The sequence below is a fragment of the Hymenobacter sp. CRA2 genome (genome assembly GCF_002007105.1).
Taxonomy (GTDB): domain Bacteria; phylum Bacteroidota; class Bacteroidia; order Cytophagales; family Hymenobacteraceae; genus Solirubrum.
This window is the reverse complement of the sequence record NZ_MVBC01000010.1, coordinates 138,246-155,071: the sequence shown is the minus strand read 5'-3', so window position 1 is coordinate 155,071 and position 16,826 is coordinate 138,246. Positions and strand designations below refer to the sequence as shown.

The 16,826-nt window shown below is 64.1% G+C and carries 14 protein-coding genes; 13 read left to right on the top strand and 1 reads right to left on the bottom strand.

Going from position 1 to position 16,826, the window contains the following annotated elements; all coding sequences use genetic code 11:
• Positions 1-443 precede the first annotated feature (443 nt).
• The 13 genes from B0919_RS16440 to B0919_RS16375 all read left to right on the top strand — a co-directional run bounded on the left by B0919_RS16440 (position 444) and on the right by B0919_RS16375 (position 15,162).
• Positions 444-1,313 (top strand): dihydroorotate dehydrogenase, encoded by an 870-nt coding sequence (locus B0919_RS16440; protein WP_078013366.1) that lies wholly within the window; start codon positions 444-446, stop codon positions 1,311-1,313.
• Positions 1,301-2,083, top strand: a complete 783-nt coding sequence (gene pyrF / locus B0919_RS16435; protein ID WP_078013365.1) for an orotidine-5'-phosphate decarboxylase — start codon at positions 1,301-1,303, stop codon at positions 2,081-2,083. Before B0919_RS16440 ends, pyrF begins: the two co-directional genes overlap by 13 nt.
• Positions 2,046-2,663 (top strand): orotate phosphoribosyltransferase, encoded by a 618-nt coding sequence (gene pyrE, locus B0919_RS16430; RefSeq protein ID WP_078013364.1) that lies wholly within the window; start codon positions 2,046-2,048, stop codon positions 2,661-2,663. The genes pyrF and pyrE overlap by 38 nt, the downstream gene beginning before the upstream one ends.
• A gap of 545 nt (positions 2,664-3,208) precedes the next feature.
• Positions 3,209-6,250: a phosphoribosylformylglycinamidine synthase subunit PurL gene (locus B0919_RS16425; protein ID WP_078013363.1), complete on the top strand. Its 3,042-nt coding sequence runs from the start codon at positions 3,209-3,211 to the stop codon at positions 6,248-6,250.
• A gap of 12 nt (positions 6,251-6,262) precedes the next feature.
• Positions 6,263-7,198: a phosphoribosylformylglycinamidine synthase subunit PurQ gene (locus B0919_RS16420; protein WP_217701040.1), complete on the top strand. Its 936-nt coding sequence runs from the start codon at positions 6,263-6,265 to the stop codon at positions 7,196-7,198.
• A 21-nt stretch (positions 7,199-7,219) separates the two neighbouring features.
• Positions 7,220-8,167 (top strand): phosphoribosylaminoimidazolesuccinocarboxamide synthase, encoded by a 948-nt coding sequence (locus tag B0919_RS16415; protein ID WP_078013362.1) that lies wholly within the window; start codon positions 7,220-7,222, stop codon positions 8,165-8,167.
• Entirely contained in the window at positions 8,164-8,532 is a 369-nt protein-coding gene (locus tag B0919_RS16410) for a hypothetical protein (RefSeq protein WP_078013361.1), read from the top strand. The genes B0919_RS16415 and B0919_RS16410 overlap by 4 nt, the downstream gene beginning before the upstream one ends.
• Positions 8,529-9,386: a GNAT family N-acetyltransferase gene (locus B0919_RS25525; RefSeq protein ID WP_217701039.1), complete on the top strand. Its 858-nt coding sequence runs from the start codon at positions 8,529-8,531 to the stop codon at positions 9,384-9,386. The genes B0919_RS16410 and B0919_RS25525 overlap by 4 nt, the downstream gene beginning before the upstream one ends.
• A gap of 33 nt (positions 9,387-9,419) precedes the next feature.
• The gene (gene purD / locus B0919_RS16395; RefSeq protein WP_217701038.1) at positions 9,420-10,718 is read left to right on the top strand and encodes a phosphoribosylamine--glycine ligase; all 1,299 of its coding nucleotides are present in this window, start codon (positions 9,420-9,422) and stop codon (positions 10,716-10,718) included.
• A gap of 77 nt (positions 10,719-10,795) precedes the next feature.
• Positions 10,796-11,476 carry a phosphoribosylglycinamide formyltransferase gene (purN, locus tag B0919_RS16390; protein WP_078013360.1) on the top strand — a complete coding sequence of 227 codons (681 nt, stop codon included), beginning with the start codon at positions 10,796-10,798 and terminating at the stop codon, positions 11,474-11,476.
• A 73-nt stretch (positions 11,477-11,549) separates the two neighbouring features.
• On the top strand, positions 11,550-13,052 hold the full coding sequence (gene purF, locus B0919_RS16385; protein WP_078013359.1) for an amidophosphoribosyltransferase: 1,503 nt from the start codon (positions 11,550-11,552) through the stop codon (positions 13,050-13,052).
• Between the two features lie 186 nt (positions 13,053-13,238).
• The gene (locus B0919_RS16380) at positions 13,239-14,357 is read left to right on the top strand and encodes an AIR synthase-related protein (RefSeq protein WP_139362185.1); all 1,119 of its coding nucleotides are present in this window, start codon (positions 13,239-13,241) and stop codon (positions 14,355-14,357) included.
• 91 nt (positions 14,358-14,448) lie between these two features.
• Positions 14,449-15,162, top strand: coding sequence for a DUF4240 domain-containing protein (locus B0919_RS16375; protein ID WP_078013357.1), 714 nt, complete (start codon positions 14,449-14,451; stop codon positions 15,160-15,162).
• Positions 15,163-15,301: 139 nt separating this feature from the next.
• Here the strand turns inward: B0919_RS16375 and B0919_RS16370 are convergent, their stop codons facing one another.
• On the bottom strand, positions 15,302-16,786 hold the full coding sequence (locus B0919_RS16370) for a nicotinate phosphoribosyltransferase (protein ID WP_078013356.1): 1,485 nt from the start codon (positions 16,784-16,786) through the stop codon (positions 15,302-15,304).
• Positions 16,787-16,826 lie beyond the last annotated feature (40 nt).

Below are 16,826 nucleotides of genomic sequence, written 5' to 3'. Positions count from 1 at the left end.
AGGGGAAGACGCCAGCGCCGGGAATAAAGCAGGGTTTCCATTTGTGTCACCAGTACCAACGACAGGCGCCACACGCCGGCGGAAAGCCGGTTTGATGGCGGGCACCGGTTACGCGGCTCCGGCCGCGGACCGGCGCCAGTCGGGGCCGCTGCCCCGGGGCCGGTCCAATTTTCTCACTTTTCCCGGTCGGCCTGAACCGCAGCGCCGCCGAAGGAAAGAACCCGGCAACAACCAGTAGGACGGCAGTGGGTTCCGTTCTGCGAGGCCAGTCAAGGCATCTGTGCCGCTCAGCACTCGGGCAAATCTGGTGCGCACAAAGACGTCCGTGGCAGCGGCGCAGGTGCTTCGGCCAGCTTCGCAGAACGCGCTGTTTCCGCTGGCTAACCCCAGGATTCTTTCCTTTGCGCAGGCTGACCGCCCGAATCAAATAGCCGCCATCCACTATGCAACTCGGACCTTCCCTCACGCTGCAAAACCCCGTGTGCCTGGCCGCCGCCCCCTGGCAGCTGCCCGACGGCCTCGGCTACGAGCATCTCGGTGCCATTTTCACCAAGACGGTCATCATGGAGCCCCGCCCCGGCAGCCGGAGCGAAGGCATCATCAAAGTGGCCGACGCCTCCCTGCTCAACACCACCGACCGCCGCACCGACGGCGCCGAGCAACTGGTGCAGGAGCACTTGCCGCAGTTGCGCCGCCACAACGTGCCGGTGCTGGTGAGCATCACCGCTCCCGGCATCCCTGGGTTTCGAAAAATCGCCCGCTTTCTGGCCCGCGAAGCCGCCGGTCAGATTGCCGGGGTAGAAGTATACATCAGCAGCGCCACCACCCAGAAAGGCTTCGAGCTGACGCCGCGCTTCGTGCGCGAGGCCACCGAAGCCGTGCGCAACGAGCTGGGCCCCGACGCCGCGCTCATCGTAAAGCTGCCGCCCTGGCCCGACCACGTGCGCGCCCTGGCCCTGGCTGCCCAGGAAGGCGGGGCCACCGCCCTGGCCGCTTCGAATACCCTGAAAGCCCTGCACCTGCCCGCCGCCGGGGAGCCGCTGCTCGGCGGGTTGTCGGGCGAAGCGCTGCGGCCCATTGCCCTGCGCTGCGTCTACGAGCTGGCCCACGACGAGAATATCACGCTGCCCGTCATCGGCACCGGTGGCATCTTCACCGCCCAGCACGTGCGCGACTACCTGCGCTGCGGCGCCGCGGCCGTGCAGGTGGCCACCGGCGAATGGCTGGAGCCGGGCCTCACGGCGCGCCTGGCTACCGAGTGGGAAAAAACCGCTACGCTGACTGAAACCAACGCTTCCGCATGGAACAGCTAACTCTTCGCGCCCAAGCGGCCAACTCCCTGCTGTGCGTGGGCCTCGACCCGGTTGAACTGACCCCGGGCGACAACGTGGAATACCGCCTGCAACAGGTCGTGGAGCAGACGGCCGAATACGCCGCCGGCTTCAAGCCCAACCTGGCCTTCTTCCTCGCCCGCCCCGACGGCGTGGCCCTGTTGCAGCGCCTGCGCCAGTGGATTCCGCAGGACGTGCCGATGATTCTGGACGGCAAGTTCGGCGACATTGCCAACACCGCCGAGCGCTACGCCGCCTTTGCCTACGACATCATCGGTGCCGACGGCGTGACGGTGAACCCCTACATGGGCGAGGACGCTATTCTGCCCTTCGCCCGGCCCGGCAAGGCCGTGTTTGTGCTGGCCAAGACTTCGAACAAGCCCGCGCACTCCTGGCAAGATCAGGAGTTGGTAGTGGGTGGCACCGTCAGCGACTATTCGGCCGACGTGGTGCAGCTGCTCACCCACGAACACCCCGGCCTCGGGCTGGTGGTGGGCGCCACCAACTCCACCGCGCTGGGCCACCTACGTCAGCGCTGCCCCGAGTTGTGGTTTCTGGTGCCCGGCGTGGGCGCGCAGGGCGGCGACCTTGCTGCCACCGTGCAGGCCGGCTGCCGGCAGTCCGACGGCCTAGGCTTGCTCATCAATACTTCCCGCGTCATCTGGCAGGCCGCCGACGCCGGCGCCGCTGCCCGCGACCTTACTTCCCAAATCAATGCCCTACGCTCCGAGCGACTTTCAGCAACAGTTTGAGGCGCAGCTGCGCGACGAAGATGCCCTGCTCAGCGGCCACTTCCGCCTGTCCTCCGGCCTGCACTCCGATACCTACGTGCAGTGCGCCCGCTTTCTGCGCCGCCCCGACCTGGCCGCCCCGGCCTTAGGCGTACTGGCCGATCTGATTCGCGAAGCTGGCCTGCAGCCCGACCTAGTGGTGGGTCCGGCCATGGGCGGCGTGGTGGTCAGCTACGAGCTGGCCCGGCAGCTGCAAGTGCCCGGCATCTTCACCGAGCGCGACGCCGATACGAAGATGACTCTGCGCCGCGGCTTCACCTTAGAGCCCGGGCAGAAGGTCATCATTGCCGAGGACGTGGTGACGACCGGTAAATCGACGCTGGAGGTAGCTGTGGTGCTGCGCGCTATGGGCGTGGAAGTGCTGGGCGTGGCCTGCCTGATCGACAGAACCGGCGGCCAACATGAACTAGACTTCCCGCTTTTCGCGTTGCTACCGGTTCAAGCCGCGACGTACCAGCCGGAAAATTGCCCGCTGTGCGCCAAGGGTATTCCGGCCGTTAAGCCCGGAAGTCGGCCCGATGCGGTGTCGGCGCTTGCGTAAGGACGGCGGTTGTCGTTCCTTTGTATCTCCTTCGCTACCCAGTGCAACGAAGCCTCTCCCATACCAACCCCTCGCTGACCCGAAAGAAGCCGCTGGCTGACTTCGACAGTATGTGGCGCGGCAGCGCGCTCTTCAGCGTAGCCGCGGGGCACCGCCTCGACGTGGCGCGGGGAGAAGCGGAAGAGCGAATAGCCGAACACCAGACGCAGTTGCGCGCGGCCTCGGTGCCGCCGCACGGCGAATCCTCTGCCGGCATATCCGACTTACGAAAGCAGCTGCGAAAACCCGTAGCTGCCGAGTTCGAAAAACCCCTGGGAGACAACTGCGAAGTATTCTCTGCTGATTCTGACCGGAGCCCGGCTCCGTACCATTCTGTAAGCCGCCTCGTGGCCCGTTTGTCGGGCGCGGGGCGGCTTACCGCATTCTTGGGGTTTGTAGCGCGAACTTTTAGTTCGCGTGTACTAGAACATCAAGCTCCCGAACGTCCGCCGTTCAACTATACGCGAACTGAAAGTTCGCGCTACATGCTGCTACCCTTCTGAGCTTTGAATAACACTGCCTCCCATACCATCCAACTGATTCCGCGCCCTGGCCAGCACGACGGCGAAGGCGCCCGCGTGGCCGAGGCCGCCCGGCGTCACCTGCACTTGCTCACCGGCCGCGTGCAAACCAGCGCCGTGTACACCGTGCGCTACCCGCTGACCGCGGAGCAGCTCGAAAGCTTTGCCGCCCAGTGCCTGCAGGACCCGTTGCTGAACGACGTCGCGCTGGACCAGTGGGCCGTGGCCCCGGAGCTCAAGAGCTACATCCTGGTAGCCAAAGGTCCCGGCGTGACGGACGACGAAGGTACCTCGGCCCAGAACGCGCTGCAGGACTTCCTCGGCACCGAGCTGGACACGCGCACCCAGCACATCTTCAGCAAGCGCCTCTACCTGCTGGAAAAGGAGCTGCCGGAAGCAGACCTGCGCCACCTGGCCGAAGAGCTGCTGGGCAACAAACTCATCAACCGCTTCGTGGTGGGCCACACGGCGCAGGGTATCCGCGACTTTACCCCGCAGCCAGGCGGCGGCGCCGATTCTACCACGCACACCATCCGCCTGGAAAACCTGACGGACGCCGAGCTGCTGCAGCTGTCGAAGGAAAACGTGTACGCGCTGAACCTGGAGGAAATGCAGGCCATCCGGGACTACTACTATTCGGCCGAGACGCAGATCAGCCGCGCCGAGGCCGGCCTGACGCCCGACCCTACGGACTGCGAGCTGGAAATCCTGGCCCAAACCTGGTCGGAGCACTGCAAGCACAAGGAATTTGCGGCCGTCATCCGCTACCGCAACGCCGTCACGGGCGAGGAAAAGGAAGTCGACGGGCTGTTCAAGACCTACATCAAAGGCGCGACTTCCGAAGTCGACCGACTCTTGCGCGACAACGGCAACGACTGGCTGATAAAGGTGTTTTCGGACAACGCCGGCGCGGTGCGCATCAACGAGGAGTCGTTGTTTGTCTGGAAGGTCGAAACCCACAACTCGCCTTCGGCCATCGACCCCTACGGCGGAGCCATTACCGGCATCCTGGGCAACAACCGCGACCCGCTGGCCACTGGCATCGGCGGTGCCCGGCTGCTCTTTAATACCAACGTGCTCTGCTTCGGCCCGCCGAGCTGGTCGGGGCCGTTGCTGACGGGCCAATTGCATCCGCGCCGGGTGTTCGAGGGTGTGCGCAAGGGCATCGAGGACGGCGGCAACAAGTCGGGCGTACCGACGGTGAACGGGGCCATCGTGTTTGATGAGCGCTACCGCGGCAAGCCGCTGGTGTACTGCGGCACGGGAGCAGTCCTGCCCATGCAGCTGGCCGGCCAGGACGCCTGGGAAAAGAAAATCGACGCCGGTGACCGTATCATCATGGCTGGCGGCCGGGTGGGCAAGGACGGCATCCACGGCGCTACGTTCAGCAGCATCGAGCTGGACGAAGCCGCGCCGGCCACGGCCGTGCAGATTGGCTCCCCGATTACCCAGAAGCTGGCCATGGACTTCCTGCTGCTGGCGACTCGCCGCGGCCTGATCAAGTGCAGCACCGACAATGGCGCGGGCGGTTTGTCATCCTCGGTGGGCGAGCTAGCTGGCATCAGCGGCGGCGCCACGGTGGAGCTGGAAAAGGTGCCGCTGAAGTACCCCGGCCTGCGTCCCTGGGAAATTTTTCTCTCCGAGTCGCAGGAGCGGTTTACGCTGGTGGTGGAGCCCGCGAAGCTGGCCGAGCTGAATGCGCTGGCCGCCGAAATGGAAGTGGAGCTGTCGGATATTGGGCAGTTCACCGACAACGGCCGCCTGGACGTGACCTTCGACGGGCAGCCGGTGGCGTCCCTCTCGCTGGAGTTTCTGCACGAAGGCGTGCCGCGCAAGGTGCTGGAGGCCGAGTGGCAGCTGCCGACCCTGCACGAGCCCAAGCTGCCCGCTGCGCTCGACGCGACGGACCTGCTGATTAAGTTGCTCGGGGCGCTGAACATCTGCTCCCGCGAGGCGGTGATTCGGCAGTACGACCACGAGGTGAAAGGCCGCACGGTGGTGAAACCGCTGATGGGCCGCACCGGCCAGGCCCCGCAGGACGCGGCCGTGGTGCAGTTCAACTTCGAGTCGTGGGAAGGCGTGGCGGTAAGCAACGGCATCCTGCCGCGCTACGGCGACATCGACCCCTACCAGATGTCGGCCGGCGCCTTCGACGAAGCGGTGCGCCAGATCGTGTCGGTGGGCGGCAAGCTGCCCAACCTGACGCCTGGCGACGGGATTTTCTGGTCGGTGAACGACAACTTCTGCGTGCCCGACTCGGTGTACGACCCCGTCACCAACCCCGACGGCAAGCAGAAGCTGGCCGCCCTGGTGCAGCTCTGCGAGGCCCTGCGCGACATGTGCGTGGCCTACCACATTCCGTTGACCTCGGGCAAGGACTCGATGAAAAATGACTTCAAGGCCGACGGGCAGAAGATTTCGGTGCCGCCCACGGTGCTCTACTCCATGACCGCCCTGATGCCCGACGTGCGCCGCGCCGTAACGTCCGACTTCAAAGCTGCCGGCGACGTGGTCTACCTGCTCGGCGACACCTACGACGAGCTGGGCGGCTCGGAGCTCTACCACCTCTTCGGCGAACTGGGCCAGAACGTGCCCCGCGTGCGCCCCGAGCAGGCCAAGGACCTGTACCAGAAAGTAGGGGAGGCCCACGAGCAGAATCTGATTCTGTCCTGCCACGACCTTTCCGACGGCGGCCTGGCCGTAGCCGTGGCCGAAAGCCTGTTCGGCGACGACAACCTCGGCGCAGAATTGACCCTGGAAGGCGAACTGCCGGTCCTCACGGAGCTGTTCTCGGAAAGCCACTCGCGCTTCGTGGCCACCGTGGCCCCGGAAGACGTGGTAGCTTTCGAGGCCTTGACGAACGGCCGCGCCACCCGCCTCGGCGTGGTGACGGACGGCGGCCGCTTGGTGATTCGTCACCAAGACCAAACCGTGGTGGACGCCGCTACGGCTGACCTGCGCGAAGCCTGGAGCAATGGCCCGGTGAACCGCGTAATGGCTGGCGAAGAACTAACCCTGCAAGCTTAGGAGGTGGAGACGATGAGCAATCAAGCAGAAAACCTGACGACGCAGATGGCCGGCCGCACCCCTGCCGAACAACCGAACAACGAACAACGCGTGCACGCCCTGGTCCTGACCGGCTTCGGCATCAACTGCGAGGAAGAGCTGGCCGCCGCCTACCGGCTGGCGGGCGGCGCGGCTACCATCGTGCACTTCAACGAGGTACTTAGCGGGCAGACCAGCATCCACGATTACGACGTGCTTAACTTCCCCGGGGGCTTCTCCTTCGGCGACGATTTGGGCTCGGGCGTGGTCATGGCCAACAAGGTGCGCTTCCGCAAGCTGCCCTCGGGCCGCACGCTGCTGGAGGAAATTGGCGCCTTCATCAAGGCCGGCGGCTACGTGGTGGGTATCTGCAATGGCTTCCAGATGCTGGTGAAAATGGGTCTCTTGCCCGATTTCGCCGGCCAGCAGGAGCGCGAAGTGACGCTGACCCACAACGCCTCGGGCCGCTACGAAGACCGGTGGGTGCGCCTGGCGGTGAACCCCAACAACCGCTCCCCCTTCCTCAAGGGCCTGACCTCGCTGGAAGTGCCCGTGCGCCACGGCGAAGGCCGCCTGGTCATCCGCGACGAGCAGATCAGGAGCCGCATCTTGGCCGAGGGTCTGAACTGCCTGACTTACTGCGACGCCACCGGCTGCGAAACCGAGCTGTACCCGCACAACCCCAACGGCGCCGAGCTGAACTGCGCCGGCCTCACCGACACCACCGGCCACGTCTTCGGCCTGATGCCGCACCCCGAGGCCTTCCTCTCGCTCTACAATCACCCCGACTGGGCCCGGCGCAAGCGCCTCGACCCCACGCTGTTGGAGGAAGGCGACGGACTGAAGCTGTTCCGCAACATCGTGGAACACATCAGCCAGAGCCGCGCCGCGCAGCCCGCCGAAGCTGCCCCGAACGAAGTTTCTCTCTAGCCGCCCCCGACGCTTAGCGCCATGAACACGCTCCCGCAATTCAACACGCCCCAGCTGGAACTGCTGCACCGCGGCAAAGTCCGCGACTCGTACCGCATCCCCTCGGGCGAGCGGCTTATCGTCGTGACGGACCGCCTCTCGGCCTTCGACTCGGTGCTGGAAACCGCCATTCCTTATAAAGGCGCCGTGCTCAACGGCCTGGCCGATTTCTGGTTCGACAAGACCCGCGACATCGTGCCCAACCACGTTATCCGCGTGGTCGACCCAAACGCCATGCTGGTGAAAGAGGCCGAGCCGATTCGCGTGGAAATGGTGGTGCGCGGCTACCTCACCGGCACCATGCTGCGCGGCTACCTCCAGGGCCAGCGCACCTTCTCGGGCGCAACGGTGCCCGACGGGCTGACCAAGCACCAGCGCTTCGCCGAGCCCCTGGTGACGCCGACCACCAAGGAGGAATCGGACCGCGAAATCACCCCGGAAAACCTTGTGTCGGAGGGCTGGGTATCGGCCGAGCTGTACGAGCAAATGCGCGTCGTGGCGCTGCGGCTGTTCAACTTCGCCTCGGCGTGGATGGCCGAGCGCGGCATTATCCTGGTCGATACCAAGTACGAGTTCGGCCTGCTGAACGGGGAACTGATTCTCATCGACGAAATCCACACGCCGGATTCCTCGCGCTTCTGGGACGCGGCCGACTACGCCGCTAACCCCGAAGGCGCCGCCCAGATGGACAAGGAGTACATCCGCCAGTGGCTGATTGCCCACAAAGTCGACGGCAAGTACCCCACAGCCCTGACGCCGGAAGTAACCGCTGAAGCCAGCCGCCGCTACCTCGACATCTACCAGCGCATCACCGGGCAGCCCCTGGCCGGCGCCGGCGAAGCCGATGTGAACGTGCCCGCCCGCCTGGTGCAGAACCTGGTGAAGGAAGGCTTCATGCAGGACGCTCCGGTAGAGCAGTTGAACGGATGAATCTGGAAGCGGTAGGTCAGCAGTACGCCCTCAATGACGGTGAAATCCGCGCCGTCGAACTGAGCCTGCGCTACGGCGAGTCCGCCGCTTCCAAAGGCTCCGTGCAGCTGCGGGTGCGCAAGCGGGTTTCAAAGAATAGATACGAAAGCTGTTTGTTGACGCTGGAGTTTGGCTGTGTTGTCCGGGCCGTTGTTGACGAAGACTTCACCAACAGCATCAATTACAACTACTCGGACATCGTTCTGACCAAGCTTGAAAACGGACTGTACTACCTCTCGCTCGACCCGTTCGGCAACTCTGGCAAACCACACGAACAAGACAACCTGGTCCTGGTAGCCCAAAGCCTGACCATCCACGAAGCATGAACCGCCCACTGCACCTAGTCGCCTCGCACCCCGAAGCTCCGGAAGCCCGGCCGCTGCTCGATGAGCTGTCGGCGCAACTCGGGGCGCGCTTCGGTGGCGACGGGCGCGACTCGTTTCAGGGCTGGGCCGACGACGAACGGCACATTTTCCTGCTGGCCCAAACCGGTGACGAAATCGTGGGCTGCGGGGCTGTGCGGCCGCTTACCGACGTGGTAGGGGAGGTGAAGCGCATGTACGCCAGGCACCCCGGCCAGGGCATTGGTCGCACGGTGCTGGCTGGCCTGGAGGCGAAGGCGCGTGAAGCCGGCTACACCGAGCTGTGGCTGGAAACCCGTGTGGCCAACACAGAAGCCTGCCGTTTCTACCAACAGCACGGTTACCAGCGCATCGAGAACTACGGCAAGTACGCCAGCCGCGACAACGCCGCCTGCTTCGGCAAGCCGCTCGGCGCGACAGATAATATCATGCATTCCCCCATGGCCGATCCTAAGCAGATTGTGCAGCAGTACCTCGACGCCTACAACCGCTTCGACGTGGCCGGCATGCTGCAGCCGCTGCACGAGGATGTGGTGTTTCGCAACATAGCGGCGGGCGAAGTAACCCTGACGACCACCGGCCGGGACGCTTTCCGACAGCAGGCCGAACAAGCCACGCAGTACTTCACGCAGCGGGAGCAGCGCGTCACCGACTGGCGCGTAGCCACCGGCCGGGTCGAAGTTGACATTGATTATACCGCCGTGCTAGCTGTGGGGCTGCCCAACGGGCTGCAGCCGGGCGACACCCTGCAACTGCAGGGCAAGTCCGTTTTCCACTTGGCCGACGGGCTTATTATTTCCATTGACGATATCAGCTAGCGACTGTTTTACCCTAGTAACTCCTTTCGACCTTTGGCAACTCCCAAGACCAATATCGTCCTACTCGGCAGCGGCGCCCGCGAACATGCGCTGACCTGGAAACTCACCCAGGACGGTGCCCAGGTGCACGTGCTGCCCGGCAACGCCGGCATCCCTGGCTCGGTGCCCGGCATCAGCGCCACCGACTTTCCGGCCATTCAGCAGTTCTGCCAGGAGCACGACGTGAAGCTCATCGTGGTGGGCCCCGAGGCGCCGCTGGCCGCCGGTGTAGCCGACTACTTCACCGATTCGGACATCCGGGTGTTTGGCCCGCGCAAGGCCGCCGCGGTGCTGGAAAGCTCCAAGGTGTGGTCGAAAAGCTTCATGCGCCGCCACGGCGTGGCCACCGGCCGGGCCTGGACATTCCGCTCTGACCAATTGGAGCAGGCCCGCGCTACCGCGGCCAAACAAGGCGGCCACGTGGTACTCAAGTACGACGGCCTGGCCGCCGGCAAGGGCGTGTGGGTATGCTCGTCGGAAGCCGAATTCGACGCCGCTCTGCGGGAAATGCAGGCGCTGGCCCCGGCCGGCCACGAGTGGTACTCCTTTTTGGTGGAGGAAAAACTCACCGGCCCCGAAATCAGCATCATCGGCATCACCGACGGCAAGACCATGCGGCTGCTCCCGCCTTCGCAGGACCACAAACAGCTGCACGCCGGCGACCAGGGCCCGAATACCGGCGGCATGGGCGCCTACTGCCCCGTGCCCTTCGCCGACGACAACGTGCTGAGCCTGATCCGCGAAGTCATCATCGAGCCGACCCTGAACGGCCTGCGCACCGAAGGGCTGCCTTTCATGGGCTTCCTCTACTTCGGCATCATGCTCACGCCCACCGGCCCCAAGCTGCTCGAATACAACGTGCGCCTCGGCGACCCGGAAGCCCAGGTGCTGCTGGCTTCCATGGGCAGCAGCCTGGTGGAGCTGATTACCGCCGCGCTGGACGGCCGCCTGGCCGAAGTGGGCGTGCGCACCAAACCGGGCGCTTTCGTGGGGGTGGTGCTGGCCTCGGGCGGCTACCCGGCCGCGCAGTTCCCGACGGGCTTTGCCATCGAAGGCCTTGACGCGGTGGCACCCGCGACGCTGGTGTTCCAGGGCGGAACCAAGCACAACGAAGCCGGCCAGCTGGTAACCAGCGGCGGCCGCGTGCTGACCGTAGTTGCCGGTGGCCCCGATCTGGAACTAGCCGTGGAACGTGCCTACGCCGAGGTGAAAAAAGTCACTTTCCAGGATGCCTATTACCGCACCGATATCGGCCAGCGCCCCGCGCCGGTGCTGGTAAGCCAAGCTTACTAATGATGACTGACGCAGCCCAGAGCGAATCGTTTAACGATAGTGGTACTACGACTTTGAGCCGTAGCACCACTTCGCCTATGCCGTCTGGTCCCCCCTCTCCCGCGGAGAGGGGGCCGGGGGGTGAGGCACCATTGTCGGCGCCGACCGGCAAGGCCCGCCTCGCCATTCTGCTCTCCGGGCGCGGCTCCAACATGCTGGCCCTGGCCCGCGAAGTGCGCGAAGGCGTGCTGCAGGGCTTGGCCGAAATAGCCGTAGTATTCAGCAACATTCCCGAAGCCGCTGGCCTGCAGGCTGCTGCTGAGCTGGGCTACGCCACCGCCAGCGTCGATTCCAGGGGCCGCAAGCGCGCCGAGTTCGACGCGGACGTAGTAGCGAAGTTGGAGCAGTTTCGGCCCGACTACATCGTGCTGGCCGGTTACATGCGCATCCTCTCGCCGACGTTTATTCGGGCCTTTGCCGGTCGCATCCTGAACATTCACCCCGCCGACACGCACCAGCACCAAGGCCTGCACGCCTATGAGTGGGCCTGGGAAAACCGCCTGCCCGAAACGAAAATCACCGTGCACCTTGTTGACGAGGGCCTGGACACTGGCCCTGTGCTGGCCCAGGCGCCCGTGGACCTGCGCGGCGCTGAAACTCTGGAAGACGTAGAGCGCCGCGGCCTGGCCGTAGAGCACCGCTTTTACGCCGATATCCTGGCCCGCCTCATCCGCGGCGAGCTGCCCAAAACGCCTGCCCCCGCTACCGCGTCGCAGTAGCAGCATTTCCCTTCTCTAGCACCACCCAGCTCCGTCGGCCTGCACGCCGGCAACTGACAACTGACAACTCGATATGTGCGGAATCGTTGGTTTTTTCGGCCCGGATGACGTCGTCGGCGACATCGTAATCGGCCTCACCGCCCTGCAGCACCGCGGGCAGGACGCTGCCGGCATTGCCTCCTTCGACGGCAACTTCCACCTGCACAAGGGCAACGGGCTGATCAACGACGTGTTCAAGCCCAAGCACCTGAAGAAACTCAAGGGCAACATCGGCATCGGGCACGTGCGCTACACCACGCAGGGCTCCAACGACGCCGAGCTGGCCCAGCCCTTCACCACCAGCTACCCCTTCGGGCTGGCCATGGTGCACAACGGCAACGTCATCAACTTCCGCCAGGCCGCCAAGCGCCTGCACGAGAAGTACCACGTGCTGCCCAAGACCAGCAACGACCTGGAGCTGATCATGTACACCTTCGCCTCGGAGCTGCGCCTGAAAAACCTGGACGCGCTGTCGGTGGTCGACATCTTCGACGCGGTGGAAACCACGCAGGAGCTGGTGAAGGGCGCCTACGCCACCATCACCGTTATTGCCGGCCACGGCCTGCTGGCCTTCAACGACCCGCATGGCATCCGCCCGCTGGTCATGGGCCGCCGCGACACGCCCGACGGGCCGGTTTTTGCTTTTGCTTCGGAAAGCACCTGCTTCGACTACCTCGACTTCGAGCTGGTGAAGGACATCGGTCCGGGCCAGGCGGTGTTTATCGACAAGGATTTCAACGTGCACTTCAAGAACCAGCCGAATAAGCCCAAGGCCTTCTGCGTGTTCGAGCACATCTACTTCGCCCGCGAAGACTCCGTTATCCACGGCCGCCTGGTGGCCCGCGAGCGGGTGCGCCTGGGCAAGATGCTGGCCCGCAAGGTTATCGAGTCGGGCATTGAGCCGGACATGGTCATTGACGTGCCCTCCTCGGGTTACTTTTCGGCCTCGGGCCTGGCCGAAGCCATTGGCGTGCCCTACCGCCGGGCGCTGGTGAAAAACAACCACATGGGCCGCTCCTTTATCGTGAGCAGCCAGGCCGGCCGAGAGGACGTGGTCAAGAAGAAGCTCAACCCCATCCGTGAGTTCGTGGAGGGCAAGAAGATTGCCGTGGTCGACGACAGCATCGTGCGCGGCACCACCTCGCGGCGCATTGTGCGCATCCTGCGCGAGGCCGGGGCCACCGAGGTGTACTTTATTTCTTCGGCGCCGCCCATCATTTCGCCCTGCATCTACGGCATCGATATGGCCATGAGCACCGAGCTGATTGCGGCCAACTACACCGAGGAGGAAATCTGCCGCTACATCGAGGCCGACAAGGTGATTTACCAGTCCCTGGAAGACCTGCAGAACCTGTTTGGCGAGGATAAAGGCCACGGCGGCAGCTGCTTCGCCTGCTTCTCGGGTAAGTACCCCACCGGCGACGTGACCAAGTACCTGCGCCACATCCAGGAGGAGCGCACGAGCCACCGCAACAAGGAAGAGCGCCCGACGGAAACCTCCGTCAGCGCCAAAGCACCGGCACCCACGGAGCACTAGCACGACCAACTCCCCTCCTCATCTGAGGAGGGGACGCGGCAGCTTTAGCTGACGCCGGGGTGGTTGACCTCGCGTCAGATAGTAACCTCAACCGTTGCCTCGATAATCGTTCAACGATTGTCAACCACCCCGCCCTTCGGGCATCCCTCCTCAGCTGAGGAGGGGGAGTTTCGTTCAATCATGCTCATGAGCCAGACCACTGCCGCCGCCAGCCTCAAAGAAACCGCCGGCTACTCCATCGAAGAAGGCAACGCCGCCTCGCGCAACGCCTACAACTGGGCCAAGAAGACCTTCGCCACCCGCGCCGGTAAGCCCGGGGAGCCGGCGCAGGACCTGGAAGGCGGCTTCTCCAACGAAATTCGCTTCGGAGCGGAGCGTCTGGGCATTGGTTCCGATGGCATCGGTACTAAAATCGAAGTGGCCGAGCGCGTGGACCGCTTCGATACCTTGGGCTACGACCTGATTGCCATGGTGGCCGACGATTTGGTGGTGGCCGGCTTCATCCCGACCAACCTCTCGAACATCATCGACGTCAACACGCTGAACTACGAGGTGGTGGACGAGCTGATGCGCGGCCTGCACGACGCGGCGCAGTTCAGTAGCATTGCCGTGACGGGCGGGGAAATTGCCGAGCTGGGCAACCGCATCGGCGGCTACCCCGGCGCCCGCATGAACTTCAACTGGTGCTCTACCGCCGTGGGCGTGCTGCACCCGAGCCTGGAGCGGCCGCTCAGCGGCGCCAACGTGCGCGCCGGCCAGGCCGTGGTGGCTCTTCGCTCCCCGTCGTTCCGCTCCAACGGTTACTCCCTGGCCCGCCGCGTGCTCACCAAAGCCTTCGGTGAAGCCTGGCACAAGGCCCCCTACACCGGCGCCGATGCCGACGTGATGGGTCAGACCTGGGGCGAGGTGATGCTGGCGCCCTCGCTCATCTTCGCGCCCGGCGTCGCGGCCATCCTCGATGCGAGTCTGCCCCTGCACGCGGCCGCGCACATCACCGGCGGCGGTGTGGCCGATAACTTCAAGCGCGTGCTGAAAAATGGGGTAGGAGCTGACCTGGATAATCTGTTCGCGCCGCTGCCCGCCATGAGCCAGCTGGCCGAGCTGGGCGGCATCAGCCCCGCCGACGCTTACCTGTACTGGAACATGGGCAACGGCATGCTGCTCGTCACCGACGCCGACCAGGCCGAAGCCGTAGCCGCCGAACTGACGGCTAAAGGCTATCAGGCCCAGGTAGCAGGGCGTATCATCAGTGAGCCCACGATTACGCTGAAAGTCGGCGCGGGCGAGCTGAAGTACGAAATTTAAAGGGCGGAAGCGTCTAAAATACCGTGGCCGCTGACTGTACAGTCAGCGGCCACGGTATTTTTAAGGACCTCATTTTACTCAGCAGATAGACGTGCAACGTTACTTCATCAACCAAGAAGGCGAATCGAACAAGTTCTGGAACATCGTAACCAATGGCGCGGCGTATACCGTGACGTTCGGCAAAGTGGGTACGAATGGGCGCGTGAACCGAAAAGAGCTGGCGGACGTGGCCACCTGCGAAGCCGAAGCGGCCAAGCTGATTCAGGAGAAGCTGAAAAAGGGCTACCGCGAAGTAGGAACCGACGAGCCTATTCCGGCTAAGCAGGCAACCGCATACCGACCCATGGATGAGGACTTGTTCTGGGAGTTGATTGCGGCCTTCAACTGGAAGCGAACTGGCGACGACGAAGCCGTGATGCGCCCCGCCGAAAAGCGCCTGGCAGCTATGCCAGCTGAGGATATTTTCGCCTTTGATGAGCTATTGGCCGAGAAGCTGTATTTACTGGATGGGCAGCGTTACGCCGATGCCTGTTACCCGGGTCCTAAAACCTATATTGGCGGCCAGCCTTATATTTCGGTTGACGATTTTTTGTACAGCCGTTGCGCTGTCGTCGTCAATGGAAAGGCGTTCTTCGAGCAGGTTCTGGCGAATCCGGATGAATGGCCGGTAAATATGGAATTCGAGAGTGTGCTGTACCTGGCCCAGCAGGCATACGAGCGGAAGACGAAGGGCGAAGAGTACCCGTATGTTTCACAAGTCAGCTTTGAAACATACAGCAATAAGGCTGGCTGGAACGTCGCATAAACCAGGGTACTATATCGGTTCAGGATTTGACGTTCAGTTGCCCGGCGTAAGATGCTTGGCGCTGTTGAGCCGAAAAAGGACGAGGCCCTCTGGGTGTTTTCAGCGGGCCTCGTTTTATGGCTATGGTGGATAAGCTATGTTACGCCGGCCGCTGCGGCCGCTTCTCCAGAATCAGCTGGGTGCGGAACTCGTGCAGGCCGCGTTCCAGGCCCACCGGGTAAGTGTGCGGGTTCAGGAAACGGCGGGTACTCGGGTCGAGCGAAGTGACTTCTTCGCGGGCTCTTTGACGGCTCTCGGCCAGCGTGGGTAGCTCCAGCACGCGCTTACCCTGACGGAACACCGGCTCCAGCAACTCCCGGTACTTGGTGGTTTGCACCGGGCGGCGGCGCGTGGGGTCCAGCGGGTCCACGATGGTGAGCTGCTCGGGCAGCGGCTCGGCCGAGTTGTAGAGCATATCGGCCACGGGTTTGCCGTCGTGGTAGAAGCGCCGGATCTGCAGGATGCCGGGGATGCTGGTTTTGGCCAGTTGCTCGGAAAGCTTGATGGTGTAGTCCCAGCCAGAGTTGTCCGCCTTTTTCATGGCAGCCAGCTTGTACACGCCGCCCAGTGCCGGCTGGTCGTAGGCCGTGACGAGCTTGGTGCCGATGCCCCAGGTGTCGATGCGGGCGCCTTCGAGTTTGAGAGCGGTGACGAGTTGCTCGTCCAAGTCGTTGCTGGCTACAATGCGCACCTTGGGGAAGCCGGCCGCGTCGAGCAGCTGGCGGGCCTGCACGCTGAGGTAGGTCAGGTCACCGGAGTCGAGACGGATGCCGCCCAGCTCGTGGCCCCGCTCACGCAGGCGCTCGGCTACTTTGATGGCGTTGCGCACGCCTTCCAGCGTGTCGTAGGTATCCACGAGGAACACGGAATCGTCGGGGAAGGCGTCGGCGTACTTGTCGAAGGCTTCTTCCTCGCCCTCGAAGGCCATTACCCAGCTGTGGGCGTGGGTGCCGCGCACGGGGATGCCAAACTGCTGCCCGGCCAGCACGTTCGAGGTGCCGTCGGCGCCGCCGAGGTAGGCGGCGCGGGTAGCCGAGAGGCCGCCGTCGAAGCCCTGGGCGCGGCGCAGGCCGAACTCCAGAATCTGGTCATTCGGGCCCACGGCTTCGCGGATGCGGGCCGCTTTGGTGGCAATCAGCGTCTGGAAGTTCACGAGCGTGAGCAGGGCCGTTTCCACCAGCTGGGCCTGCAGCAGCGGGCCCTGGATGCGCATCAGCGGCTCGTTGCCGAACACCACCGTGCCTTCGGCCACCGCGTCCACGTCGCAGGTGAAGCGCAGGTCGCGCAGATAATCCAGGAAGCCCTGCTCGAACATCACGCCGCCCTTGCTGCCGCGCAGGGAGCCAAGGTAAGCCAGGTCTTCTTCCGAGAAGCGCAGGTTTTCCAGCCAGTCGACGGCGTAGGCCAGGCCGGCGGCCACGGCGTAGCCGCCGTTGAACGGCGCCTTACGGAAGTACAGGTGGAACACGGCCTCACGGTCCTGCATGCCCTGCCGCCAGTAGCCGTACGCCATGGTGAGCTGGTAAAGGTCGGTGAGCAGGGTGAGGGAGGGCCGGTAGAGGCTGGAGAGGGGCGTGTCGGACATAGGAGCTAAGGACAGCGGACGAGCCAAGGTACGACAAGCC

What these genes read in the sequence shown, in the direction of transcription:
- B0919_RS16440 (WP_078013366.1), top strand. Translation starts at nt 444, where the DNA reads ATGCAACTCGGACCTTCCCTCACGCTGCAAAACCCCGTGTGCCTGGCC.
- pyrF (WP_078013365.1), top strand. Translation starts at nt 1,301, where the DNA reads ATGGAACAGCTAACTCTTCGCGCCCAAGCGGCCAACTCCCTGCTGTGC.
- pyrE (WP_078013364.1), top strand. Translation starts at nt 2,046, where the DNA reads ATGCCCTACGCTCCGAGCGACTTTCAGCAACAGTTTGAGGCGCAGCTG.
- B0919_RS16420 (WP_217701040.1), top strand. Translation starts at nt 6,263, where the DNA reads ATGAGCAATCAAGCAGAAAACCTGACGACGCAGATGGCCGGCCGCACC.
- B0919_RS16415 (WP_078013362.1), top strand. Translation starts at nt 7,220, where the DNA reads ATGAACACGCTCCCGCAATTCAACACGCCCCAGCTGGAACTGCTGCAC.
- B0919_RS16410 (WP_078013361.1), top strand. Translation starts at nt 8,164, where the DNA reads ATGAATCTGGAAGCGGTAGGTCAGCAGTACGCCCTCAATGACGGTGAA.
- B0919_RS25525 (WP_217701039.1), top strand. Translation starts at nt 8,529, where the DNA reads ATGAACCGCCCACTGCACCTAGTCGCCTCGCACCCCGAAGCTCCGGAA.
- purN (WP_078013360.1), top strand. Translation starts at nt 10,796, where the DNA reads ATGCCGTCTGGTCCCCCCTCTCCCGCGGAGAGGGGGCCGGGGGGTGAG.
- purF (WP_078013359.1), top strand. Translation starts at nt 11,550, where the DNA reads ATGTGCGGAATCGTTGGTTTTTTCGGCCCGGATGACGTCGTCGGCGAC.
- B0919_RS16380 (WP_139362185.1), top strand. Translation starts at nt 13,239, where the DNA reads ATGAGCCAGACCACTGCCGCCGCCAGCCTCAAAGAAACCGCCGGCTAC.
- B0919_RS16370 (WP_078013356.1), bottom strand. Translation starts at nt 16,786, where the DNA reads ATGTCCGACACGCCCCTCTCCAGCCTCTACCGGCCCTCCCTCACCCTG.